This is a genomic window from Pseudobacter sp. (assembly GCF_051955275.1).
Lineage (GTDB): Bacteria > Bacteroidota > Bacteroidia > Chitinophagales > Chitinophagaceae > Pseudobacter.
On sequence record NZ_JBQCGW010000305.1, the window covers coordinates 18,042 to 43,738 of the forward strand.

At 47.3% G+C, this 25,697-nt stretch carries 17 protein-coding genes; 15 read left to right on the plus strand and 2 right to left on the minus strand.

Annotated elements, in window-relative coordinates:
- Positions 1 to 171: 171 nt before the first annotated feature.
- The 8 genes from ACTHMC_RS27105 to ACTHMC_RS27140 all read left to right on the plus strand — a co-directional run bounded on the left by ACTHMC_RS27105 (position 172) and on the right by ACTHMC_RS27140 (position 14,330).
- Positions 172 to 3,570, plus strand: a complete 3,399-nt coding sequence (locus ACTHMC_RS27105) for a SusC/RagA family TonB-linked outer membrane protein (protein ID WP_440418141.1) — start codon at positions 172 to 174, stop codon at positions 3,568 to 3,570.
- 11 nt (positions 3,571 to 3,581) lie between these two features.
- Positions 3,582 to 5,054 (plus strand): RagB/SusD family nutrient uptake outer membrane protein, encoded by a 1,473-nt coding sequence (locus ACTHMC_RS27110; RefSeq protein ID WP_440418143.1) that lies wholly within the window; start codon positions 3,582 to 3,584, stop codon positions 5,052 to 5,054.
- A 48-nt stretch (positions 5,055 to 5,102) separates the two neighbouring features.
- Complete coding sequence (locus tag ACTHMC_RS27115) at positions 5,103 to 5,900, plus strand: hypothetical protein (RefSeq protein WP_440418145.1); 798 nt, start codon at positions 5,103 to 5,105, stop codon at positions 5,898 to 5,900.
- Between the two features lie 38 nt (positions 5,901 to 5,938).
- Entirely contained in the window at positions 5,939 to 6,859 is a 921-nt protein-coding gene (locus ACTHMC_RS27120) for an ABC transporter ATP-binding protein (RefSeq protein ID WP_440418147.1), read from the plus strand.
- 11 nt (positions 6,860 to 6,870) lie between these two features.
- The gene (locus tag ACTHMC_RS27125; protein ID WP_440418148.1) at positions 6,871 to 9,183 is read left to right on the plus strand and encodes an ABC transporter permease subunit; all 2,313 of its coding nucleotides are present in this window, start codon (positions 6,871 to 6,873) and stop codon (positions 9,181 to 9,183) included.
- Between the two features lie 32 nt (positions 9,184 to 9,215).
- A complete protein-coding gene (locus ACTHMC_RS27130) occupies positions 9,216 to 10,505 on the plus strand; it encodes a MutS-related protein (RefSeq protein WP_440418149.1) in 1,290 nt (429 codons plus the stop codon).
- Between the two features lie 146 nt (positions 10,506 to 10,651).
- Entirely contained in the window at positions 10,652 to 11,968 is a 1,317-nt protein-coding gene (locus tag ACTHMC_RS27135; protein ID WP_440418151.1) for a MutS-related protein, read from the plus strand.
- A gap of 49 nt (positions 11,969 to 12,017) precedes the next feature.
- A complete protein-coding gene (locus tag ACTHMC_RS27140) occupies positions 12,018 to 14,330 on the plus strand; it encodes an ABC transporter permease subunit (protein ID WP_440418153.1) in 2,313 nt (770 codons plus the stop codon).
- A 96-nt stretch (positions 14,331 to 14,426) separates the two neighbouring features.
- Here the strand turns inward: ACTHMC_RS27140 and ACTHMC_RS27145 are convergent, their stop codons facing one another.
- Together ACTHMC_RS27145 and ACTHMC_RS27150 are read right to left on the minus strand one after the other, a co-directional pair.
- On the minus strand, positions 14,427 to 15,011 hold the full coding sequence (locus ACTHMC_RS27145) for a hypothetical protein (RefSeq protein WP_440418154.1): 585 nt from the start codon (positions 15,009 to 15,011) through the stop codon (positions 14,427 to 14,429).
- 231 nt (positions 15,012 to 15,242) lie between these two features.
- Positions 15,243 to 16,034: a lysophospholipid acyltransferase family protein gene (locus tag ACTHMC_RS27150; RefSeq protein ID WP_440418220.1), complete on the minus strand. Its 792-nt coding sequence runs from the start codon at positions 16,032 to 16,034 to the stop codon at positions 15,243 to 15,245.
- Between the two features lie 222 nt (positions 16,035 to 16,256).
- On the opposite strand from ACTHMC_RS27150, the gene ACTHMC_RS27155 reads away from it, so the two are divergent.
- The 7 genes from ACTHMC_RS27155 to ACTHMC_RS27185 all read left to right on the plus strand — a co-directional run bounded on the left by ACTHMC_RS27155 (position 16,257) and on the right by ACTHMC_RS27185 (position 25,694).
- On the plus strand, positions 16,257 to 16,613 hold the full coding sequence (locus ACTHMC_RS27155; protein WP_440418156.1) for a nuclear transport factor 2 family protein: 357 nt from the start codon (positions 16,257 to 16,259) through the stop codon (positions 16,611 to 16,613).
- A 111-nt stretch (positions 16,614 to 16,724) separates the two neighbouring features.
- Complete coding sequence (locus ACTHMC_RS27160) at positions 16,725 to 17,426, plus strand: RNA polymerase sigma factor (RefSeq protein WP_440418158.1); 702 nt, start codon at positions 16,725 to 16,727, stop codon at positions 17,424 to 17,426.
- Positions 17,362 to 18,576 carry a FecR family protein gene (locus ACTHMC_RS27165; RefSeq protein ID WP_440418160.1) on the plus strand — a complete coding sequence of 405 codons (1,215 nt, stop codon included), beginning with the start codon at positions 17,362 to 17,364 and terminating at the stop codon, positions 18,574 to 18,576. Before ACTHMC_RS27160 ends, ACTHMC_RS27165 begins: the two co-directional genes overlap by 65 nt.
- A gap of 280 nt (positions 18,577 to 18,856) precedes the next feature.
- Positions 18,857 to 22,390, plus strand: coding sequence for a SusC/RagA family TonB-linked outer membrane protein (locus tag ACTHMC_RS27170; RefSeq protein ID WP_440418162.1), 3,534 nt, complete (start codon positions 18,857 to 18,859; stop codon positions 22,388 to 22,390).
- A 30-nt stretch (positions 22,391 to 22,420) separates the two neighbouring features.
- Positions 22,421 to 23,812: a RagB/SusD family nutrient uptake outer membrane protein gene (locus ACTHMC_RS27175; protein WP_440418164.1), complete on the plus strand. Its 1,392-nt coding sequence runs from the start codon at positions 22,421 to 22,423 to the stop codon at positions 23,810 to 23,812.
- Between the two features lie 19 nt (positions 23,813 to 23,831).
- A complete protein-coding gene (locus ACTHMC_RS27180; protein ID WP_440418166.1) occupies positions 23,832 to 24,944 on the plus strand; it encodes a redoxin domain-containing protein in 1,113 nt (370 codons plus the stop codon).
- Between the two features lie 201 nt (positions 24,945 to 25,145).
- The gene (locus tag ACTHMC_RS27185) at positions 25,146 to 25,694 is read left to right on the plus strand and encodes an RNA polymerase sigma factor (RefSeq protein WP_440418222.1); all 549 of its coding nucleotides are present in this window, start codon (positions 25,146 to 25,148) and stop codon (positions 25,692 to 25,694) included.
- Positions 25,695 to 25,697 lie beyond the last annotated feature (3 nt).

Here is a 25,697-nt window from a genome sequence, read left to right on the forward strand (position 1 = left end):
CATAAATAGAAATCGCGTTCACATTATTCTCAAACCAAACTTACCAAAGGTATGACAATTACTGCTTTTGAGCCCGGGAATCATTTGTCCTTACCACCGTATCATCCCCATGATGAGAACGGTCAGCAAACAAGGAGCGGATGGTCCGGAACACTAACCAAAACTTTAGTCATGAAACTGGCTATATTTCTGCTCTCTGTTGCGCTCTTCCAGGCACGTGCCAACACCTATGCCCAGAAGGTGACCCTTTCAGGCAAGGAGATCACCCTCAAACAGGTGTTTGCAGCCATCGAGAAACAAACGGATTATGTTATTTTCTCCAATGAAAGTTTTCTGACCAAAGCGCACAAAGTATCCCTTACCGTCCACCAGGTGGATGTGGAAGAATTACTGAACCTGGTATTGAAGGATCAGCCGATTCAATACAGCATCAAAAACAAAACCATTATCCTTTCTGAAAAGAAAGCTGTTATCAATAATCCGCTGTCCGAATTCCTGCAGGCGGAGCAGGTATCGCTGGTGATCAATGGTATGATCAGGAACGCCCAGGGAGAATACCTCTCGGGGGTGTCTGTAAGTGTGAAGGGCAAGTCAAACGGAACCAGTACGAATGGTAAGGGGGAGTTCTCTTTCAAGACCAATGATGAATCATTTGTTCTCCAGGTGAGTATGATCGGGTACGATGGCGGCGAGATCATAATAAAAAAGGTAGATAACGTATTACGCGTTTCCAGTGCAGGAAAGCTGCATTTTGTAGCCAATACTAATACCCCCGGACAGATAAGCCTGATGATCCAACTTGCCAAAGCAGTGAGCCAGCTGGATGAAATGCAGGTGACAGCATATGGTAAAACTTCCAGGAGACTGGCCACCAGTAATATTGCTACCATCAAGGGAGAGGATATTGAAAAGATGCCGGCCACTACAGCGCTGGATGCGCTTATCGGCCGGGTACCGGGAGTGGTGATCCAGCAATGGTCCGGTAATGGTGCAGCTCCTATGAGGGTAGATATCAGGGGTAAAAGAAGTCTGAATCCCAGGTTGCCGCAGGATCCGTTGTATGTAGTGGACGGCATCCCGCTGGTGGTATTGAATGCATCCTCGTCTACAAGCGGACTGGGATTCTCCACAGGCGCTGTACAGGGTGGTCTGACCAATACCATTGGCGAAAATCCATTGCTCAGCATAAACCCGAGGGATATTGAACGTATAGATGTTTTGATGGATGCCGACGGAACGGCTATTTACGGATCCCGTGGTGCAAATGGCGTGGTGCTGATCACCACTAAAAGAGCCAAACCGGGTCCTACCAGCTTTGGGTTCAGCATAAACAACGGGATCAAATTCAATCAGAAATTTCCCAGAACGGTGGCAACTGCCGAGTACCTGGCCGTGAGGCGGGAGGCTTTCAGAAATGACGGTATCGATCCGGATATTTATACAGCGCCGGACCTGAAATTATGGGATTCTACAAAATACACGGATTGGAACAGGGAGCTCTCAGGTGTGGGAAATGTGATGAATATAAATGCATCTGTGGGCGGAGGAACGGGGCAGACGACCTACCTCCTGTCATCCTCATACAGAACATCCAAAGAACTGCTGAACAATGGTGGTAAGAACACCATGGGCAATTTCAAGATATCATTAAACCATTCCAGCCCCAATCAGAAATTCAAACTCTCGGTGGGTAGTAACTTTTCCCTCACCGATGTCAAGGCTTATGCGCTTGGTTCCATTTCAAACGGACTGGCCCCCAACTCGCCGGATATCTACACAAAAGAGGGCGATTTTAATTTTGTGCCTTACCGCGGGCAATTCAACAGCAATTTCCCTTTCAGTGCCTTTAAGAAGCCAAGCTACAGTAACACTACCAGTTCCCAGTCCTATATCAGGCTTGAATATGCCCTGCTGAAGGGGCTTAGTGTGAACCTGAATGCTGGTTATAATTTCGATAATAATGAAAACATGAACCTGTCGCCCGCATCGGCAGCAGATCCGTTCTACAACAGTTTTTCTTTTGCCGTATTCGGTACCACCCGCAATAAGGGATGGCAGGTTGAACCAACACTTATTTATAACACGCGACTGGGAAGAGGTGATCTGACGGCTACACTGATTGGTACAGCCAACAGCGTTACCACTGCAGCCAATACCATCACGGGAGTGAATTTTGCCAATGAGGCATTGATGAAAAGCGCCAATAATGCAGACACCAGGCAGTTCCAGGATGTTGCCAAACAATACAGGACCATTTCGGGTGCAGGCGTAATCAAGTACAACTGGGAAAATAAATATATCCTCAGTCTTAACGGCAGGAGGGAAGGTTCTTCCAGGTTCGGTCCCGGAAAACAATTCGGTAATTTCTGGTCTGTTGGACTGGCATGGAATATTTCAGACGAAAAATGGATGGATAAGGTAATGCCTTCCTGGATGTCCTACCTGAAGTTGTTCGGTAATACCGGTGTATCCGGAGGAGATGGTGTGGGAGATTATGAGTATCTGTCGCAATGGGGCAGCACCGGTTCAGCAGGCGGTACACAATTGCTGAAATATAATGGGATGAGTGTATTTCATGTGTTGAAGCCGTTGAACCAGGATTATCATTGGGAGGACAATAAGGCGACCAATCTTTCTGTGGAATTCGGCTTCCTGAAAGACAAGATCACGCTGTTGGTGAATGGTTACAAAAACCTTTCCAAAGACAAGCTGGGAGGGATCCGCATGTCTTCTTACACAGGGTTTACATCCGCTGTGGGGAATTCAATGGCAGCTATAGAGAACAAAGGGCTTTCTTTTACCCTGTCTGCCAGACTGGTGCAGAAAGAGAGCTGGGGAGTAAGTGCGTCCTTCAATTTAAATACCAACAGAAACAGGATTGTACAATATCCGGGCCTTGAATATTCGCAGGATAAGAACAGGTACAGGGTTGGTCAATCGCTGGATATTAAATACCTGCTGAAGTTTACAGGAATAGACCCGCTCACCGGCAATTTCACTTTTGAAGATCATAACAAAGATGGAAAAATATCCGTCTTCGGTGCAGAACTCCCTTATTCGGATGAGGATGACCGTTACATCGCTGTAAATACCAATGCGAGATATACCGGGGGCTTGAGCCTGAATGCATATTACAAGAGCATTTCTGTAAGCACGGGCTGGCAGTTTGTAAACAGGATGGATAAGAACCCCCTCTTTACTGTAATACCGGGCAGGATGGGCGCAATTATCCTGCCGGACGAGATCAGGAACAACCACTGGCAGAAGCCGGGTGATATTGCCCTGTTCCCCCGCTATACCAATGATCCGACTTCCCTGGGGCCTTTTGCAGACTCGGACATTGCATATTTCCGCCTCAAATATCTACGGCTGGTTAACCTGCATGTGGGCTGGGAGATACCGGAAAAATATTACAAGAAAGCAGGAATGAAAAGGGCCACACTGTCGGTAAGTACCGCTAACCTGTTCACCTTTTCCAACTACAAAGGATATGATCCGGACATTACCAACCTGGCTTCAACAAGCCCGATTCCAAGGATCATCACGCTGGACCTGAGTGTTAATTTCTAAAAAAAACAACTATGCCAAGATTATTCCGATATATGATCTGCACATTGTCCGGTCTGTTTCTTTTATCCGGATGCAAAAAGTTCCTGGAGGTAGATCCGCCTATCAGTACCATTACCACGGAAGAGATGTTTACTACCAATAAGCAGGCTGAATTGGCCGTCAACGGCATATATACCAAGATGATCCACAGTGTGGATGCGTTGAATCCGGCAGGCTCGGCTACCAGGTCTTTTGCCGCAGGCTTGTCTACCATCATGGGCAGTCTGTCTTCTGATGATTTCTTCACCAGTGGAGCAATAGGGGATATCAATGTTATTGTCAATCAGAACAAGCTCTCCGTCCGCAATACCGGCGGTTCAGGGGAACTGTGGGATTCCGGTTTCAAAACCATTTATGATGCCAATGCCGTGATAGAAGGACTGCAATCCGATGCAGCCCGGAACCTGACTGACAGTGTCCGCAACCAACTCCTGGGAGAGGTCCTGACCATCCGTGCCTTCTCCTATTTTTATCTCGTAAACTTTTTCGGAGAACTGCCCGTGGTAGTTACCACTGATTTCAACAAGACCAACAAGCTGAGCCGTTCTCCTGTTTCAAAAATCTATGACCTGATCAAAACGGATCTCCTGAACGCACTTCCTCTGCTGGCTGCGGACTTCTCTGTAGGCAAGGGAGAAAGGGTGAGGATCAACAAGTGGTTTGTTGAAGCATTGCTGGCCCGCGTTTACCTGTATACGAAAGAATACAGCGAGGCCATCACACATGCTACGAACGTGATCAGTCAAACCAGCATGTTCTCCATTGAGCCAAATGTTGCCAATGTATTCCTCAGTGGCAGCAAAGAAGCCATTTTTCAGCTGAAGCCAAACAATGAAAATCCACAACTCAGGAATGCCACACCGGAAGGCTACAGACTAAGCTCGCTGGGCTTCCCGTCAGCCACCCTGCCTTCCCCTTATAGTCTCAGCAATGAGCTCCTGAATGCCTTTGAGGCAGGTGATAATCGCAAGGCTTCCTGGACTTCACCCTATGCATCACTTTTCACTTCGGCAAAGTATAAGATCTCGCAGTACAACAGTGTTGTGAGGGGGCCGCAAAACGAATATTACGTGGTGATGCGCCTGGCGGAATTATATCTTATCCGCGCAGAAGCCATTGCGCTGGGAGAGCCTGGCAATAAAGACAATGCCATCGATGATATCAATGTATTGAGAAGAAGGGCCGATGTAGATGAGCTCAGTAAATCACTTACTGCAGAACAGGTGGTGGAAGCGGTTGCCAAAGAAAGGCAGCTGGAGTTGTTTGCTGAATGGGGCCACAGGTGGTTCGATCTCAAACGCACCGGAAAAGCCTCCCAGGTGTTGTCGCAGATAGCTGCCAAACAACCATGGGTGGGAGATTTTCAATTGTTATATCCAATCCCCGTGCAGGAAATCCAGTTCAACAGTTTTCTGTTGCAGAATCCTGAATATAATAACTATTGATCTGACAATACAGACATAAATATTATCATCATTCAATAAAACTCATTTATGGTATTTCCATTATTATACCGCACCAGCAGGTGCCGGGCCGGGTTGCTCATTGCCTGCTGCCTGCTGCTGACCGCAGTGATCAGTTCCTGCAAAAAGAATCAGCCCTTTGCCGGTATCCCGGCCACCTGCCAGGTTTTTAATGCCATGGACGATGGTATTGTACTGCTCGCACATTGGGATACAACCCGTCCGGCCCCTTTCAGCTTTCTGAGGAGGATCAACAACAAAGCAAACTACGCCGTTACCACCGGACTGTATTCCACACTTAACGGCAGTCAGCCATTACAGTTGTTTGCATTTCCGGATACGTTGAGTCATCAGGGGCCGTTGGTGGATACCAGGCTCCAGCTGGAAGAAGGTGGGCTGTACTCGCTTTTTATTTCAGGCAGCAATGCGGCTCCGCAATATGTGTTGCACAAGGATGAGATCCCTGTGTTCAACCAGGAAGATAGTACCACTCATATCCGCTTCGCCAACTTCAGTGATGGTCAGACCATCAGCGTGAATCTCAAAGGAGAAGCACCGGGCTCTTTCATCCAGAACCTTCCGCCAAAAGGTTTTTCAGTCTTCAGAGAAATGAGTGCCCGCAAATCAGTGATCAGATATGAATTCGAGATCAGGGACCAGGCGAATGGCAATCTCATCACCACGTATACCGCTGACAAGTTCGATGGCCTTGGCGGAACCAGTTTTACAACGCGCTGGTACAACAGGGCCAACACCCTGGTGCTTACCGGCAAACAGGGCGGAACGGGCACCAACCTGCAGGTGGTGTACTTAATGAACAACAGGTAAAGCAAGTAAACTTTATTCTTAATATTTAGCAAACACATATGAGTACAGTATTGAAAGTGGAGAACCTCTCCCACAGGTATTCCAGTGCCTGGGCTATCCGTGATCTGAACTTCGAGATCGGCCAATCAGGCGTTATCGGCCTGCTTGGTTCCAATGGTGCAGGTAAGTCCACCACCATGAATATCATCTGCGGCGTTCTGAATCAGACAGAAGGTGAAGTATATATCAATGGCATCAACAAAAAGAAAGATCCCAGGCTGGCCAAAAGGCAACTGGGCTTTCTGCCCCAACAGCCACCATTATACGCAGATTTCACCGTTGAAGAATTTCTGACCTATGCTGCTGATCTGCGCTTCATAGAAAAAAAGTCGATCAAAAGATCGGTACAGGAAGTGATGGAAAGAACAGGCATCAGCCACTTCAATAACCGGCTCATTAAAAACCTCAGTGGTGGTTACCGTCAGCGTGTAGGTATTGCACAGGCCATCATCCACAAGCCCAGCATCGTGATCCTCGACGAGCCTACCAATGGCCTCGATCCCAACCAGATCATCGAAGCCAGGAAACTGATAAGAGAAATTGCAGTGGACCATACCATTCTGCTGAGCTCACACGTGCTCTCCGAGATCAACCTGCTCTGCCGGGATATCATAATGATCGAAGGGGGCAGAATGGTGTTCTCGGATTCCATGGAAAGTTTCAACAACTACCTGCAACCCACCACCGTGCTGGTTCGGATGGACAATCCTCCTGTTGAAGCGGAGTTGCTCAGGATACCCGGTGTAACCAAAATTGAATGGGTAACCGATAAGCAATGCCGCATCTGGTTCAATGAAAATGCACCTGTTAACCAGGCCATCATTACGGCCAGCATCCAGAACAACTGGCAGCTGCAGGAGATCAGTCTGGAAAAATCAATTCTGGATGATGTGTTCAAACAATTATCGAGGCAATCCTAAACCTGCTATCCATGAAAATAATACTTAAAATAGCCAGGGCGGAACTGAGGAACCTCTTCTATTCTCCCATAGCCTGGCTGGTGCTGATACTGTTCTATTTTTTTGCAGCCATCATGTTTGCCATTCCGGTAGAGCGATATGCCATTGTGCAGGAAGTATACCTGGAAGAACAACCGGACTGGGTGGGCTTTGCCCAGAGCCTGTGTAACCTCATGCTCAATCCCATCATCGATAAGGTGGCGGAACATATTTACCTGTTCATTCCCCTGCTCACCATGGGAGTGATCAACAGGGAGATCAGCAATGGCACCATCAGGTTGCTGTATTCTTCACCTGTTACCACCAGGGAGATCGTATTAGGAAAGTACCTGGGCCTGGTTTTGTTCAATATGATGACGCTTGCCATTACTGCTGTGGTGATGGTGATCGCTTATTTCAATATCCGTGGCGCAGAGTTTCAGTGGTTCTTCTCCATGTTCCTGGGCTTCTTTTTACTGATCAACAGTTTTTCTGCTATAGGCCTGTTCATATCCTGTCTGACCCAGTACCAGATCGTAGCCGCGGTGTTCACTTTTGCGGTGCTGTTTGTGCTGAACCATATTTCAGCTATCTGGCAGCAATACGATTTCTTCCGCGATATCACGTATGCGCTCAGCATGAATGGCAAGGCTGGATTCATGTTGCGTGGACTGATCACCAGCAGGGATGTGATCTATTTTGTATTGATCATTATCCTGTTCCTGGGCTTTGCACTGATCAAACTGAAAAGTACTCAGCAACCGCAAAAATGGACAGTGAACTTTTTGAAGTATGCGGGACTGCTGGTAATAGTGAGCCTGCTCGGATATATCAGCTCAAGGCCCGGGTTTGTGGCCTATGCCGATGTTACCAGCAATAAGGTGAATACGCTGCATCCTGCCACGCAGGGTATGCTGAGGCAGCTCGACGGATCGCCGCTGACAGTGACCTTGTATACCAACCTGCTCGGAAGAAGCTCCGGATCCGGACTTCCGCAGAACCGTAACGAATATGTCTGGAATTTCTGGGAACCCTATTTACGCTTCTATCCCAATATAAAATTCAGATACGAATATTATTATGGCCTGAAACCGGGCGACAGTTCAGTGTTCCGGCAGTATCCCGGAAAAACGCTGAAGCAGATCGTGGATATTCATGCTGAGATCTTCAATGTCCGCCCGTCTCTGTTCAGGCCATTTGATGAGATCAAAAACCAGATCGATCTGTCGCAGGAAGACATGGGACTGACGATGCAGGTGGAATACAAAGGAAAGAAGGAACTGCTCAGGGCATACAAGCCACCTGGAGTATGGCCGGACCAGGTGAATGTTTCAGGCACTCTCAAGCGATTGCTGGCCACAGAGGATGTAGTGGTGAAATTTGTATCCGGCCACTTTGAGAGAAATCCATTGGAGGGAAGTGAACGCGATTATGCGGGCCATCTTTCCAGTAAATCAGGAAAGGAAGCCCTGATCAATAAAGGGGTGGATGTAGATACCATCTCGCTGAATGCCGGTATCCCTTCCGATACCAGGCTGCTGGTGATCGCCGATCCTCGTTCGGCATACACCACAGAGGAACAGGCGCGTATTTCAAAATACATCCGGGAGGGAGGCAATGCCATATTCTTTGCGGAACCGCTTAAGAACTTCATTCTCCAGCCTGTTCTCGATAGTCTGGGCGTGTACCTGGATAATGGTATCATCGTTTCTCCCAATGAACATGAAATGCCTCATATTTCAAGTAACCTGCTTACCAGGGCAGGAAACTTTATGGCAAAGGAGCCGAAAATGCAGGTGTTCCAGGACTACAATATCATGGGGGCATCAGTACAGAATGAAGGAACAGGCAATATCAGTTTCAAAGACACTAACGGGTTTAAGATTGAACCTGTTATTGTACAGGCCGGAGATCACAAAACCTGGCTGGAGAAAGGAACACTGGTAGTGGATTCTGCAGCGCCTGTTTTCTCCGCAGCAGAGGGAGATATTCAGAAAGAGCAATATGTAGTGGCCGTAAAACTCACGCGCAAGATCAATAACAAAGAACAACGGATTGTGGTTTGTTACGATGCCGATTTCATGGGACTGCGCAGAATGGTGAATAGCAGCCTGAACCTGGGCCTTTACAGCTGGGGGCTGTACAATCAGTATCCCGTATACGCCAACTATCCCAAGGCATTTGACAGGTTCCTGAATATCAACAGCTCTTATGCTATCAAACAAAAGCTGGTAATGGTATACCTGGTACCGGCCATTCTGATACTGGGAGCCATCATACTATTGGTGCGCAGGAAAAGGAAATAGAAAAGCATACAAAGAAAATAAACCCAATTACGATGTTCCTCCAAACGGATGATCAAACCATTGAAGATCTCAGGCTCTTTGCCAAAAGGGAGAGAAACGGTATCTACGATATTTATAACAATACCTCTACACGAGGCGGAGAAGGGTTGCTGGAAGAAATGTTCAGGAATCCATTGTCAGATAAGGATGCCATTCGCAAGCGGGCTGCCATCATAGAAGCGTTTGCCGGCCAGCAGGCTATATTTCCTTTTGAAGCGGCTTTGCTGGACAGCGTGGAGAAATATATCACACAGAAAGAGGAGCATGGGCAGAGTGGCAGCGCCAGCCTGGGAGAAAAAGAGATCAGCAACGGCGTGAGCGCTTTTATAGAGTTGTTTCATGCTGTACGGAACTTCCTGCAATCCGGCACTATCGTGAATGTGCAGCAACTGCAGGATGACAGGAATAAGCTGATGGCCCTGTTGCAGGATCCTGCCCTGGAGCCTGTACAGAAAGAAAAGCCCCGTGCAAAGATCAGTTATGCCGCAGTAACTGCCTTCGATATCCTGATCCGTGTAAAGGAAAAGGATAAAGTGGTAAGCATCCTGCAATTCATCTACCAGATGGATGTGTTTATCTCTGTAGCCACGGTGGCCACAAAACGAAAATTCATTTTTCCGGTGGTACATCCCAAAGGAACCAATGTGCTGCATCTGGATGGAGTGTATCATCCCGAGCTGAAGAACCCGGTTCCCAACACGCTCGGAATGAACAGCGCTAAATCCGTTGTATTCCTAACCGGTGCAAATATGGCGGGTAAGTCCACTTTCCTGCGGGCCTTCAGCACAGCCGTGTATATTGCGCATATGGGATTCCCTGTTGCTGCTGCCGGCATGCAGTTCTCTGTAATGGATGCCATCTTCACCACCATCAACCTGCCCGATAACCTGGGCATCGGGGCCAGTCACTTTTACGCCGAAGTATTGCGTGTAAAGAAAGTAGCTGCAGAGCTCGGCGCCAACAAAGCCCTCTTCGTGGTATTCGATGAGCTGTTCAGGGGAACCAACGTAAAAGACGCGCATGAAGGAACGGTTGCCATTACCCATGCCTTTGCCGGCAAGCAGAACAGTCTATTCCTCATTTCATCGCATATTGTTGAGGCCAGTGATGCGCTCAGACAAAAGCCGAATATCGGTTTCCATTATCTGCCTACACGGATGAACGGCACTGTTCCCGAATATACGTATACGTTAGAGGAAGGCATCACAGATGACCGTCATGGTATGATCATCATCCGTAATGAGGGTATCCTGGAGACCCTGAAGAACGGGAAGAAGGCATAAACCGCAGTGTGTGCCCAGTCGCTTGCCTATGGCGAGTGACTTCTATTGGTTCGCCTCCGGCGAACACCGTGTCGCCGGAGGCGACGGAATAAACGTCACTCGCGGGGACGCGAGCGACTGGGCGCACACTGATAAAACAATAAATTATGAGTTTCAATATAGACAGGCAATCCCAGGATGAACTGAACCTGATGGGTAAATTCCGGCAGGGATCTGTATATTATCTCTTCAATCGTGTGAAAACGCGGGGAGGAGAACACCTGCTGGATCAACTGTTCAAATCGCCACTGATGGATGATCAGGCCATCAATGAACGTGCCGCCATTTTTCAGTTCTTCCAGCATGGAGGTTGGCCCTTTTCTTTCGATCCGCAGCAGGTGGCATTGATGCAGGAATACATCGATGCAGCAGCGGCGCAGGGGCAACTCAGTGGATATGTAAATATACTGCTGAAGAAAACATTGAGTTCCCTCACAAGGGATCACCGCTACAAAGCCCTGATCCAGGGATTGCAGGCAACCATCGTTACCCTGAAAAAATGTTTTCATACGGCAGTGATGCTGCAGCAGGCGGATGGTCCATTCAGAAAAAGAGTGGATGAAATAGTGAATACGCTCAATACAGGAGAGCTGTCAGCTTTGCTGAACACCAATATCTATTCCAGTATTTCCGTAAGCACCATTGCCGCACATGATTACCTGCTTCGCAATAAATACAACCAGCAGGTAAAGGATATACTTCAATTCATTTATGAGCTGGATGTGTATATCGCTGTGGGTACTGTGGCAGCGGAACGGGGATTCACATATGCCAGGGCGTTGCCTAAAAGTATGAACCTGCTTAAGGCTACAGACCTGAGGCATCCCTGCATAGACAGGGCAGTGGGCAACAATATAGAAATGCGCGAACGCAGCAATGTGATCTTTCTCACCGGCGCAAATATGGCCGGTAAGTCCACCTGGATGAAGAGCATCGGCATTGGCATGTACCTCGCCCATACGGGCTTTCCCGTAGCCGCCGCCAGCATGGAGTTTTCTGTTCGCGAAGGCATTTATTCCAGTATCAATGTGGCGGATAATATCGCGCTTGGCTACAGCCATTTCTATGCGGAAGTGGTACGTGTAAAGAATGCTGCCGACGCTACTGCTACCGGAAAGCACCTGTTGCTGATGTTCGATGAATTATTCAAAGGCACCAACGTAAAGGATGCCTACGATGGAACGCTGGCTGTAACGGAAGCCTTTTCTGAATACGTGAATTGCCTGTTCATTGTGAGCACGCATATCATTGAAGTGGGAGAGTCGCTGAAAGGCAGGAAGAATATCAGTTTCCAGTTTATGCCTACCACTATCCTGAACGGTGTTCCCCAGTATACCTACCGTTTACGTGAAGGCATTACGGAAGACCGGCAGGGTATGATGATCATCCGAAATGAAGGGATTCTTGAAATGATCGGTCATTAGTGACCGTTACCTTATCAATAAAATTGTATCACTCGTAATAAGATCTGCGATGAAAATAATCTTTAAAATAGCAAGGGCCGAACTCAGAACGTTGTTCTACTCACCCGTTGCCTGGATAGTGATGGTGGTGTTCTTTGTGATCGGCGCCACACAGTTTGTTGGTCCATTGGTGGATGGCGCCCGGGTACAGGAAGTATCCCAGAAGAATCAGCCCAACTGGGAAGGTTTCATGGGACCGCTGACGCTTAAAATATTCCTCGGTACATTAAAGCAGGTAGGGACCTATCTCTACCTTTTCATTCCGCTGATCACCATGGGATGTATCAGCAGGGAAGAGAATTCGGGTTCCATGAAACTGCTGAGCTCCTCTCCGGTAAGGATCAGGGAAATTGTGCTCGGAAAATACCTGGGCCTGCAGGCCTTCAACCTTGCATTGATGGGCGCACTTGCCCTGATGCTGCTCACCGGTTATTTCAGCATCCAGCATGCGGAATTGAAATGGTATCTCAGCATGCTGCTTGGATTCTTCCTGCTGGGCAGCGCTTACCTGGCGATCGGACTTTTCATTTCCTGTATCACCAGTTACCAGATAGTGGCTGCCATCGTTACATTCATGGTGTTCTTCCTGCTCAGTATCTGCGGCTCTTTATTGCAGGAGTATGATTTTATCAGGGACCTGACCTGGTTCCTGGCCATTGCCGGAAGAGCAGAGTCCATGATCGGCGGGTTGATCACTACCAGGGACCTGTGCTACTTCCTGCTGATCATCACACTTTTCCTCGGCTTCACCATCATCAAACTGAAGAGTAAACAGGAAACAAAGAAATGGACAGTGCCCGCGGGACGGAATATGGCATGGCTGGCCCTGATCCTGATGCTGGGGTATGCTACATCCAGACCAGGATATGTTGGTTACCTGGATGTTACCAGGAACAAGATCAATACCATCGATTCCGCCACACAGGCTGCCTTGAAAGAGCTGGATGGCTCACCTGTGACCGTTACCCTGTATGCAAACCTGCTGGGGTATAATTACCAGGCAGGCATGCCTTCTGCAAGGAATATCTATGTATGGCAGTTCTGGGATAAGTATGTCCGTTTTTATCCGAATATCAAACTCAAGTATGAATACTATTACGATATTCAAAAAGGTGACAGCCTGTTGTACAAAGGCTTCAAAGGGAAAAGCATCCATCATATTGCACGGCAGGTAGGAAGGGTGTTCAAAGTGAACCTGGCTGATTTCAGAAAGCCCGGTACCATCAACAGTATGGTAGACCTGAGCCGCGAGCCGTTGCGACTGATCATGGACATGCAGTATAAAGACAGTAAGGCACTGCTCCGCACATTCGATTTCATTATATGGCCCAAAGAACCGAATGTGTCTGCCTCTTTCAGAAAGCTGGCCAGGAAGGAAATGCCGAAAGTGAGTTTCCTGTCAGGGCATTATGAGCGCAGTCCATGGCGTAATGGAGAAAGGGAATATGGTAATCATGTCAACAATACCATTGAAGTGGAGGCCATGATCAACCATGGCATGGAAAGCGATACCATTTCCCTGGTGGATAAAGACATTCCTGCCAAAACAGACCTGCTGGTGGTGGCGGATCCAAGGTCTGCCCTGCAGGAATCCGAACAACAAAAAGTGATCCGTTACATCCAGGATGGCGGCAATGCCATCTTCTATGCCGAGCCAGGCAAACAACAGATGCTGAACCCCATTCTGCACACCATGGGCGTTGACCTGGAGCCTGGCATATTGCTGATGAACTACAGGAATGCGCTCGGCGATCAGTTTTTAACGCCAATGACCCCTGCTGCATATGGTATGGCAAGGACAGACGCCATGCAGGCTGCGTCTTTAAGCGGTATGCCGCCAACACCAACTGGGTTTGTTACTGCCTGTGTGCTGAATTACAAGGATACCAATGGCTTCAGGATAGAGCCCCTGTTTTCAGTTCCCGGGCGGGAGTCTGCCTGGATAGAGAAGGGAATCTATGTAGCCGATTCTGCAGCTTCCACTTTCAATGCTGCTGAAGGAGACCAGCGCAGGGATCATTACGTGATCGGCGTAAAGATCACACGTAAGATCAACAACAAAGAGCAAAGGATCGTGGTAATGGGTGAGTCGGACTTTATGAGCAGGGCGCGTGGAAACGGACAGGAAATAGAACTGGGCTTCTACAGCTGGCTGTTGTATAATGAATACCCTGTATATAAAACATTGAAATTTGCGCAGGATAAATTCCTTACCGTGAGCAAGAATGGCGCAAAACTGATGTGGTATGCATATGTATATGTGATTCCCGGGCTGATGCTGCTGACCGGGATCTTTATACTGGTAAGAAGAAAAAGAAAATAATGCATATAAACCGCTGAATCCTTATCCGGAATAGCCATGGATTGAAGAAAGAGGGATCGCTCAAAAGGCGGTCCTTTTTCATGCATACTGTTGATGTTATTTCTTGAATCCCGGCGGGTTGTCAATGAGTGAATCCTGCTTGCGAAAGGAATAATGGAATTTATACGGATCATCCGTTGCATTGAATTGCCCTCCGTCTCTAACCGTTGCTTTACCTGGTTTAAGAACGATGCTGTTGCTGTAATTAGGGTCTTCTGTTAAATCAAAAGTGTAGGTGACTTTTTCCAGTTTATGGTTTTCCGGCTTTACAAAACCGCCCCATTCATTGTTTTTTAAACTTTTTGGTTTGTTCCAGAATCCGGTGCTTCCTTTTTGGGGCGTGATGGTAAGCTGGTTGCCGTTTACGGTATAAGTACCGGTTTCATAAACAAAATATATTTCTATTGAATTGGATAGAAAGTTCTTTTTGCGAAAAGTGTAAGTGCCATCGGTTTTAAAACTGTATTCTTTTCTGAGGTATCCGGTGGTGTATTGTTGGTAGGCGCTTTGAAAAGTGCCGCAGGCATATACATTTCCTGCTGCATCTTTTGCAGTTGTCCTGGCAGATTCATTAGCTGTACTCCCGATGGTTCTGGCCCAGCCGAATATTGGTTGAGCATTTCCGGAAATCATAGTCGTCACAAGGATAAGAGTAAATACATACTTCATGGTGCCAGTAAAAATAATCGCGTAGGCTTTATAGTGGAGTTGGCTGAAGGGCTTCAGCCAAAATCAAGAAATGGGAGAAGGTTAGTAAAAAGCCGTACTAGCAGTTGAAAAGCAGGAGGAAACAAATGATGTTTAAATGTTTTGAGCGGAAATGTCTGATTATTTGATCTGTTTCATGTTTGACCTGTCTGTAAATCTTCAAAATCATTTCCATCTCCTGTGAGACCATAACCACAATGCAGGCGCTTTATGTATGCTTGCTTCCAGCATGCTGGTATAAGTTCTGGTGATATACCCATCAGTTGTATCGGCAGCATTTTCACAGATGCCCTGAATATTCAATTCCCAGGTATGATTGGGTTTTGAAGACAGCTCTGCATATTCAACAGAAGCTCCGAGCCGTTTGGCAAGTTGTTCCGCGCCGCTAAACATATGGGTTTGCTGATTCAGAAAATTCACGGGTATTCCGTTGTCGCTTCCGGGGTATTGATCGGCGACAAAGAGAATAATGGAATTGTTGGTCTTTTCTTTCAATAATGTTCTGAGAGCTTGCCCGGATTTGAGGAGTTGTACTCCGTACCTGGTTCTTCTGTTACGGACCAGGTAATCGGCCAGTGTATTCTTTAAAGGTTTATACAATGCCTGTACAGGAGCAGCTGTATATTGCGGGAGTTTGTTGAGCACTTCCCAATTCCCATAGTGCCCCAGTAAAAATATGGTGGGGCGCTTACGGTTGCTCAGGTCCATTATCTTATTTCTGGCAGACTGGTGGATCTCCAGCTTCGCTCTTGACGGGAATAAAGTTTCCCATACTATCCTGCCAAGATTCTTATAAAACTTTGCCGTACATACATGGATCTCTCTATAGGTGTAATCCGGAAAAGACCTTGAAAGGTTCTGGGTACATACACTTAAACGGTACTTGAACACTTTCCCTAAAACAAAACTTATCATATCCTGCACTTCTTTATCATTCTTTTTTCTTAAAACAGGCACCAAAGGTAACTGGTATCAGTCCGGATTGTCGATTTTTTATTTCCAGGCGTATAATTATTGCCAGGGATCTGTATTGCCAAAGTTTGCCTTTCAGTTAGTTTACGGAAATGTTTTTTTGACGAACAATGGTTTGCCATGGATGAAGGACGCTGCATTTAGTGTGGGCAACGGAGGTATGAGATTTGCCTGATTAGCTGTAAACTTTATAAAATGGGAAATGCTGTGAACATAAATAATAAAGAAATCCTGGAAAGGGCGAATGCCGCTGTGGCTGCCGGCGACAATGAAGGCTTTTTGTCTTTTTGTACAGACGATGTAAAATGGATATTTGTTGGTGACCAAACCTTAGAGGGAAAAGATGCAGTCAGACAATATATGGCAGCCACCTACCTGGAGCCACCGCGGTTCATGGTGGAAAACCTGATTGCCGGCGATGAGTTTGTAACGGCCATCGGTACCATCAGTATGAAGGATGCCGATGGAGAGATGGTGGATTATGCCTACTGCGATGTCTGGCGGTTCCGGGATGGAAAGATGGCCGAATTGAAGGCTTTCGTAATAAAGACAGGACCAAAGTGAAAACCCCGGGGAGATGATATCGGCTTTTAAGAGAGGTTTTTCCTCCCGGAATCATACCGGTAAACCGGATTGAGAAATTTATTCTAAGTTTGATATTTACACCTCTTTTATTTGGATAATAAAACTCATCATGAACGCGATCTGATCAGGCTTCTCAAACTGGGAGATGAAGCTGCCATGAAGGAGATTTTCCGGTTGTATTATCCCCGTCTTCATTATTTTTCTTCTAAGATCACCGGGAACCTGCAGCAGGCCGAGGATATTGTACAGGAAGCCCTGCTGAATTTCTGGCTGAATGTCAGTGGTAAGGATATTGTTCCTGAAAATATCCAGGCCTATCTCTACCGCATGGTACGGAACCGCTGCATCAATTACCTGGAAAGGCAGCAACTACTGGCGCAGAAAGAAGAATCGGTGATCAGGCATACGCAGGAACAATGGCAGCAGCAGATGGATGAACTGGCCCTCAGGGAAGAAGTTTACCATCGCGTGAGCAGTCAGTTCCACCACCTGACACCCGTACAGGTGCAGGTTGTACAGCTTCTTTATAACGAAGGACTGTCTGTAGCTGAAGCAGCAGAGCGGTTGAATACTACCGATAATAATATCAGGAATCATAAAGCCCGGGCTATCGAACGGCTGAGAAAAGTGCTGACTGGCGAGCTTTTCGTCTTCTTTATATACTTTTTTTCTATTTCCTGTGATGAAACGCCAAGCTCAACTGACATATATCTAAAGGACGCAGCCCATGGCAACTCCACAACATATTCTTCATATCATTCAGAAGCGGCTCAGCCGGCAGGAATTAACTGAGCAGGAGCGATCCGCATTAGAGCAGTGGTTCAGTGCTGCGGAGCGGGAAGGGCATTTTATGAGTGAAGGCCACTGGGAGCAGGGGCTTGCGGAATACCAGGCTTTCGTTTCCGATAAGAACAAGAATGATAAGGCACTACTACAATTCATGCAGGCTGCAGGCTTCAGGGACCAGCGTATTCCGGATCATGAAACAGTGTCAGCCTCCAGCGATGATACCGGCTCGGGTAACTATACACACCGGGTGCATTTCCTGCGGCGCTGGGGCGGATGGGCAGCCGCTGCCGTACTGATCATCGGAACAATTACCGCTATCCTCCTCACTAAAAACAAACCAATATCTGATCCTCAGCCCCTGTCTCAAACAACCGATTCCTCCAACATCATTCCGTTCAGAGAAAAAGCGGTGCTGACGCTGGCCGATGGTTCCATGATCACGCTGGACAGTGCCGCCAATGGGGCCATTGCCCGGCAGGGAAATGCCAGTATCATCAAACTCGCCGATGGAGCAGTGAGGTATGATGTGAAAGATAACCAACAAAGCGAAGCACTGCTCAATACCATTTCCACTCCCAAAGGAGGGCAATACCAGGTCAGCCTGCCGGATGGCAGTAAGGTCTGGCTCAATGCCGCCAGCAGCATCCGTTTCCCGGCAGCCTTCGGTGCTGAACGTACCGTGACGGTTACCGGTGAAGTGTACCTGGAAGTAGCGAGGAACAAATCAAAACCATTCATCGTTCATGCCAATGGCATGCAGGTGGAGGTGCTGGGCACCAGTTTCAATGTGAATGTATATGCTGATGAGCCTTCTTCCAAAGTGACACTGGTGGAGGGATCGATCAACGTGAATAATACCCGTCTGCAACCCGGACAGGCATTGATGAATGGAAAGATCATCACAGCCGATCTGGAGCAGGACCTTGCCTGGAAAAACGGAGCTTTCAATCTCAATAATAAAACACTTCCGGAACTGATGCGGCAGATCGGGCGTTGGTATGACCTGGAGATCATCTATGAAGGAGCTGTTCAGACAAGAACCTTCGAAGGTGAAATTGGAATGAACCTTAGCCTTGCACAATGTATCAGGGCGCTGGATAGAATGCAGATACACTGCAGGCTCGAAGGCAGAAAGCTGACAGTGTTACCCTGATAACCACCTTATCCTCCTCCTGTAATTCATTCATCACTTTAAAACCATTCACACTACAAAAAAAGATGTGATCAGCTGAATAAAAAACCGGGAATGTTAGCGCATCCCCGGCGGATAGTTCAGGTGATAAAAAATGTATTCTGAGCACAATTCTTAACTACCAAAACTGATGCAATTTATGCAAAAAACCATTTATGGTTGCAGGCTCTCTGTTACTGGCATCCAACAGCAAAATCCAGGTAGAGCGGCATACTATCTCTTAACCAAAAGTTTGCTGGTTATGAAACTGACTGTTTTTTTTCTTTTACTGGGGTTATTCACGGTTCAGGCCAAAGGCCTGTCGCAGCAAGTCACCTTCACCGGAAAGAATGTGAAGCTGCAGGAGGTCTTTCAGGCCATCAAAAAGCAGACGGGCTATTTTGTGGCGTATGAACGTGGAGCGCTGGACAAAACCAAACCGGTGTCTGTAAAAGCCGTCAATGAGCCGCTGACTGAATTTCTCCGTAAAATACTGGAAGGGCAGGGGCTGAGCTTCACCATCGAAAGTACTACCATCATCATTGCGCAGCAGCCTGCAAACAAGACCGGCAGTAATGAGCTGGCTTTACGTGAAGCAGATCTCCCATTCCCTGTCACAGGAACCGTTCGGGGGGCTGATGGCAGACGGTTATCCGGCGCCACTGTCCGGATCAAAGGCAGGCAACTATATACAACCACCAATGATGAAGGGGTATTCAATTTAACTGCTAACAGAGGTGATGTGTTGGTGGTGAGTTATGTTGGTTATGAGAACCAGGAAATCACCATCAGAAATGAAAGCAACCTGGTGATCACTATGCAGCAAAAAAATGCTTCCATCGATTCCGTTACTGTCTCCGTTGTTGTGAACACAGGTTACCAGCGAATTCTTCCGCAACAGGTAACAGGCGCTGTATCCCAGATCAGAACAAAAGCCTTTGAATCCCGTATCAGCACTGATTTTTTATCCGGGCTTCAAAACCGTTTGCCCGGTCTGCTGATCAATAACGATGTGCAATTCCAGGGAAACAATCTCTTCCAGATCCGGGGTATCTCTACCATGACGGGCAATCCCAAACCCCTGATAGTGGTGGATGGTTATCCAACGGACCTAGCCCTGACAGATGTCAATCCCAACGAAATAGAAACTGTTACTATTCTGAAAGATGCAGCTGCAGCGGCCATTTATGGTGTGCGTGCTTCCAATGGCGTGATCATCATCGACAGGAAGAAAGGAGTGGCGGGTAAACCGCAGTTCGCTTTCCGTTCCACTGTGAGTGTAAAGCCACACGAGAATTACAGCAGGTATCGTTATGAAAAAGATGGATCGGTTGCCATGAATTATTTCAGAGACCGGTGGATGGATGGTAATGATCCAAGCCTGGATTATTATGTTAATTCCGAAGTGACGGGGGAATTACCTTATCTGTCAGGCAATTCATCCGATGCGGCACTCAGCCTGCTGGTGGACAAATTCCTCGGAAAGATCAGCCAGCAGCAGATGGAGGAGGGATTATCTGAATTGTCAGCATATAATAATGCAAAGGATTATGAAAAGTATTTCCTGCGCACCGGCGTTACTCAGCAGTACAACCTGAATATCTCAGGTGGCAACAGTAACGCTATCTATTATCTCACCGGTAATTACCTGGGCAACCGTTTGAACCAGCAGAACAACCAGAATCATAAAGTTCAACTTTCTGGTCGCCTCAACCTGGCGATGAGCCCCAAACTGAGTTTTGAACTGTTGACAGATTACAATGAATCCAGCGGCAATACAGCTCCCATCCCTGATATCAACGATCTTTATGCTGATGAACGTTTTGTTGATCAGAACGGAGAAACGTTGCCGGTAGTAACAGGTTCTTCCAAAGTGGGCAGCCTCTTTACCAATGCAACCTTACCGATGGGCTTTTTAGACCAACGGCTGAGGCCTGTAACGGAAATGAATGAAGTGAATACCAAACTCCGCATAACGGATTACAGGATCACGGCCAATCTGAAATACAAAATAGGAGCTGGCTTTGATGTTATAATGGGCGGTATCTATGAAAGCTCTCTGACACAGCAGCGTCGATTTGCCAGTGAACATTCATCTCTCGCCAAAACGCTGATCAATAGATTTGTACAGCCGGCAGCAGGTTCAGCAGCGGCCATCTACCATCTTCCCAAAGGCGGCTACCTGCAGGAGCAGTATGGACAACTGAGAAGTTATACCACAAGAGCGCAATTGAATTATAATAAGACCATCGCATCTAATCATTCTGTGAATGCCATTCTTGGTGCGGAGATCAGGAAAGCTGTAACGGAGGGTTCCAAATCCGCCAGCTTCGGGTACAATGATCAAACACTTTTGCAATTACCCGTTGACTATAACAGATTGCTGAATTCAGGTACCCGTTATAATTACAGCTTCCTTTTCAACCCGGGGCTGAAATATGCTGATCTCTTCGGGCAGTCTTACAACGATGACCGCTTCTTGTCTGGTTATATGAATGCAGTGTATTCCTACAAGAGCCGTTATTCTTTGACAGGCAGTATCCGGATAGATCAGTCGAATCTATTCGGCACAGATCCTAAATACCGCTACAAGCCTTTATGGTCGCTTGGTGCAGCCTGGAATATCGACCGCGAGCATTTCATGCAGGCCGATTGGGTGAATATGCTGAAACTGCGTATTGCCCGTGGCTTCAACGGGAATATATCCAAGGCCAGCCTTCCGCAGGTGATCTCACAGTTCGGGTTGAACGATGTGCCGGTTACGCCGGAACCATCACTCATTCTTTTATCACCAGCCAACAGCGGCTTACGCTGGGAGCAAACAGACAACTTCAATGTGGGGCTGGACTTTACCATTTTCAGGAATATCACCGGTAATATCGATTACTACAGCAAGCGCAGTACGGATGTGCTGGGTAATATCGATATTGATCCATTCAAAGGTGTTACATCCGCACTGGTGAACCAGGCAAGCATCAGCAATAAAGGACTTGAGTTCACGCTGAATGCAGATTGGATGAGGCGAAAGAAATTCAACTGGAATACCGGACTGGTTGTATCCTACAATACCAGCAAGGTGCTGGAGGCTTATGTACCCCAGCTGAAAGATGGTTCAGTGTGGGATGGCTTCTCTCAAACCATTATTGCTTCTGCTGCCAAAGGATATATGAAAGGGCAGCCGGTAGGAAATATTTATACATACCGCTATGCAGGCATCAGCGATAATGGCAATGCATTGTATTATGATAGCAAGGACAATAAGGTGCAGCTGAACTCCCAGAATGATGAAGGTTTTGCTTCCCTGACAAGCAGGGGCACTTCCATTCCTACCACCAATCTTGGCCTGAGCAACAGGATCGATATCGGTAATTTCTATGTGTTCTGCATGATCAATTATTACGGAGGTTTTGTGGTGAGGCTTCCGATTCCCAGCGCAGCTGATCCCAGGCCCATTCAGGGTGCGGGCGATTACTGGAAGAAACAGGGAGATGAAACCAGTGTGAGCCTGCCCTCCGTGTTCTATATGAGTGTGTATGGTAGTTCACACCTGGCAAACTCTGACCGCTATGTTGTGAATGGCGGGTATTTATCTGTAAGCGATATCACTGTTTCTTACAACCTGAACAAGCTGGCGGCGATACAGAAAGCCGGGTTCAGCAATTTTGAGGTGAAGCTGCAGACGAGTAATATCTATACTGTCGGTTTTAACAGGGAGAAATACAGTGTGGCTACGGGCAGTTACCTCAAGCGCACTCTCACACCTACTTATACCATCGGACTTTTTACCAATTTCTAATGGAGCTTGTATCCAACAAAAAAGAAACGCATGAAAAAATATAAAAGCTGGCCTGTACTGTTGCTTTGCTTCACACTGGCCGCCTGCAATAAATACCTGGATGTAGCCCCTAAAGGAAAAACCACGCTGAATACAGTAGGGGATTTCGATCTCTGGCTAAGCAATCAGAAACTCTGTGAGATCAGTGGCATCCCACAGATCTGCTGGCTGACTGACCATGCTCAGAAGATCCCCTGGCAAGATGCCAGCATCGGGGAAAATGAACGGGCTTATCTGTGGATGGAACAACTGACAGATGCAACTACATCTCCCAGGATGTTATCGGGTGCTTATAATCATATCTATTATTTCAATACCGTACTGGAGCATATAGATGCTGCTTCCGGCGGCAGTGAGCAGCAGAAAAAGCAGTTAAAGGCGGAGGCCTTACTGGGCAGGGCCAACGAATATTTCTACCTGGTGAACCTGTACGGAAAGCCTTACGATGCGGCTACTGCGGCTAAAGACCTGGCAATTCCTTTTGTGAGTTCTTCAGATATCACCACTGCCACACCACCCAGGGCTACCGTACAGGAGATCTACGATCATATCATCAGTGATCTAAATGCAGCTGTTACGGATCTGCCGCAGGACAATGCCAGTAACCGTTTTCGCGGATCGGTGCATGCGGCATACAGTGTACTGGCGCGTACTTATTTCTATATGCGCAATTACAGCGAGGCTGCGAAATATGCAGCAATGGCCTTGCAGCGGCCGGGCGGCGCCTCTGTGACAGATTATAATGGTCTGATCAAAGGAACGTTTCCCAGGGATACCCGGATCAACGAAATGATCTATGCACGTGGCAGTGATCCGGAAGCCGGGTCCATGCTGGGATTTGCCGACAGCGCCTTTATCAAAACCTATTCACCCAAAGACCTGAGAACGGGCATGTTCTTTTACGGTGGCCAATACGGGTTTGGTGATTTTGATTATGAGAATGTGATTCCTTCTACCTACGTGCGTTTCGCAGCCTTCGGAAATGGTTATTATGATTCGGAAGTGGGTACTACCGTTGCTGAGATGAAACTGATGATCGCAGAGAATGCTGCCAGGAATAATCTTCCGGATGATGCGCTGCAGCAATTGAATGAGATCCGCATCAAGCGGTTTGCCCCGGCAGATTATCAGCCATTGAGTTCCTCCAGCCAGGAGCAAGTGCTGGACTGGGTGCTGCGCGAAAGACGTCATGAGATGCCGCTCAACGGGCTTCGCTGGTTTGATATGCGCCGGCTGGATATGGAAGGAAGAATGGCGGCAGTGAACCGCTATGATCAATTCGGGAAATTACTGGCAACGCTTCCACCGAAAAGCCCCAGGTATACTTTGCAGATACCATTATATGCTACCATTTTCAATCCTTATATGCCCATAACTCCTTAACGGGAATAAAATAATCCGAATGAATAAAAAATATTGTTCCACCATGGCATTTTGCCTGGTGATGGCCACTGCATTGGCTCAACAGAAGTTTATTATAAAAGGAAAACTCACAGTTGCGGAACCCAATTCAAAAGTATTCTTCTATCACAGGGAGAATGATGTTAATGTAACGGATTCTGCAGTTTTGAAGAACGGTGCCTTCAGTTTCAGCGGAACTATTTCAGGACCTGTAAAAGCTTCGCTTGAAATAAAAACGTCCAGACCAGTTCGTGGTTATGATGCATGGGATGGACAGCAGTTCTTTCTGGAAGCAGGAACTATCACAGTGGCCGGTAAGAAGATGAAAAGCGCCAGCATCATGGGAGGTCCCGCACAGTCCGATTTAAACAGGTTGAACACCAGGCTGAGACCGTTGGAAGCACAACGTGCTCCAATTACCGGCGAGCTGGTAAAAATGATGAAAGGTTCTGATACTGCGGGTCGCAGTATATTGTTCAAAAAGATGGATGTCATTAATACTGCGTGGACTGTGACCTTGGATAGTTTTATCAGGACCAATCCCAACTCTTATGTGAGTCTGGATCTGCTGCTGGAGAGACAGACACATATACAGCCTGATAGTTTTGAGCCTTTGTTTGAAGGGCTTTCAGCTTCATTGAAAAATTCAGCCGCAGGATTGAAGCTGCGCGAAGCGCTCAGGATCGCAAAGCTAACTGATATTGGTAAACCGATCATCGATTTCACACAGCAGACCATCGATGGAAAATCATTTACGCTTTCTTCCCTGCGGGGCAAGTTTGTGCTGGTTGATTTCTGGGCAAGCTGGTGCGGTCCCTGCCGGGCGCAGAACCCGATGATCCTGCAGGCGTATAAAGCATTCAAAGAAAAGAATTTTGAGATAGTGGCCATTTCGCTGGATGATAAGAAAGAGCCCTGGCTGCGCGCCGTTGAGCAGGATGCCATGCCCTGGATCCAGGTGAGTGATCTGAAAGGGTTTAAGAACGAAGTAGCAGCAACTTATGGGATCAAAGCCATCCCCCGCAATTTCCTCATAGATCCCAACGGCATCATCATTGCCAAAAATATTGAAGGGGAAGATCTGGAGAAGAAGCTGGAAGAGGTGCTGCATTAATATAATGGAGAAGGAAAGAAGACATGTAAAGCATAAATCAGCATTTACACTTTAGCGGAAAAAAAGAAAACTGTGTTTCTATTCATTGGAAACACAGTTTTCCCGCTCATTTAGGAATTTTCCTTAGTTTGCGGGGAACTATTCACAACAAACCCCGATTTGTCCGGCCCCTTACCATATCATGAAGAGGACTTGCTCCCTTTGATTGCAAACGCTGACCGGCAGGCTTTCGCATTTTTCTATAAAAAGATGTTTCCCTCCCTTTTCCATCTTTCCTTTCAGTTGCTGAACAATAAAGCTGAAGCCGAAGACATTGTAGCCGACACTTTTATCAAATTCTGGAAATCCCGCCAGCAATTCACTTCCCTTCCTGAAACAGCCTCCTGGCTCAGGCGCACCACTAAAAATGCCACTCTTGATCTGCTGAAGCACAGATCAGTAATAAGCCGGAATGAAACTGAAATAGCCGCACATACTTACCCGCAGGCAGACTTTACCGCAGCCGACATCTATGCGGAGCTATTGCAGGAGATCTACCACCAGATAGAACAACTGCCCCCCCGGGGAAAAGAGATCTTCAAACTCAGGTATATCGATGGGTTCAGCAATGAAGAGATCGCTCAGAAACTGGGCATCAATAACCAGTCTGTACGGGACCACCTGGCCCGTTCCCTCAAGACACTCCGCATGGAAATCCTTAAAAAGGAAAATCTTTTTTCTTTTTTCCTGGTTTTCATCAATACAAAATGATCC